The organism is Pseudomonas sp. MWU13-3659, from assembly GCF_023757525.1.
GTDB lineage: Bacteria > Pseudomonadota > Gammaproteobacteria > Pseudomonadales > Pseudomonadaceae > Aquipseudomonas > Aquipseudomonas entomophila_E.
The window spans coordinates 1-1,011 of sequence record NZ_JAMSHW010000084.1 but is presented as its reverse complement, the minus strand read 5'-3'; the positions used below and the strand labels follow the sequence as shown (position 1 = coordinate 1,011).

Sequence of the window (1,011 nt, the reverse complement as noted above, 5' to 3'; positions counted from 1 at the left end):
GCCCTTCCCCCGACCCGCTAGTGTGGGTCAGCCTGGGCATCAACCTGATCGGCATCGTCCCCTATCCGCCCGGCCTGTCCCGCGCCCGCACGGTGCTGCGCCCGGTGCTGCAACTGACCCGCCAGACCCGGCGCGCACATCGGCGCGGTGATCCTGGAAATCATCGACGGCCACCTGCACGCCAATATCCGCGGCGCCCTGGAACACTACGTGCGCGAGGCCCTGGCCCAGTTGCCCGCCATGCTCAGCGCCGCCGCGGAGACCGCGCGCCTGCTGTTCACCTCGTTGGCCAAGACCATTACCGCCGCCGCTCGTGGCAAGCTGGATGCCGCCAGCAGCCACCGCCTGGCCCGCGCACAAATGGCCCAGGTGGCGCTGTACGATTCGGCCCTCGAAACCGACGCCTGGCGCCTGGCCCTCTCGGCCCTGGCCAATGCCACCGAAGGCAGCCTCAAGGACGGCTACAACAGCGTCGCCCGCCACTTCAGCGGTGAGCTGGACACCCTGCTCGGCCCGTTGATCCGCACCCTCGAAGACCTGGCCAAGGTCGTGCCCCAGCGCCTGCAGGCCCTGGGCAGCGCGGGTATGGAAAACAGCATCGCCTGGCTGCTGACCCGCCTGCTCGAGACCGTGTTGGCCAACCCGCGTCGCCCAGGCATGGCCGTCACCATCCGCCCCGGCGTTACTCACCAAGCCCGGCATGTTCATGCGGAAGGGCCGACCGAGGTGGTACGCAGCCAGGTCCGCGCCAACAAGCAGCCCAAGCCCGAAAAGAACGGGCCCTGTGCCTGCACCGGCTTCAGCATCGGCCATGTGCTCGGGGACGAAACGCTCGCCCATCAGGATTTCGCGCTGTCCGGGCCGTTCCCGGTCAACTGGACGCGGGTGTACAACTCGCGGCTGGCCAAGCTGGATGACGGCAGCCTCGGCGCCCGCTGGATCACCGAATTCACCACCTGCCTCGATGTCGTGGACAAAGGCGTGGTGCTCCACGACAGCGACGGCCGCAGC

1 protein-coding gene is annotated in these 1,011 nt (G+C 68.7%); it reads left to right on the top strand.

The window, feature by feature from the left end:
• Positions 1-147: 147 nt before the first annotated feature.
• Positions 148-1,011, top strand: an 864-nt coding sequence (locus NGM28_RS28395) for a DUF6531 domain-containing protein (protein ID WP_252092544.1), incomplete at its 3' end; no start/stop codon positions are given.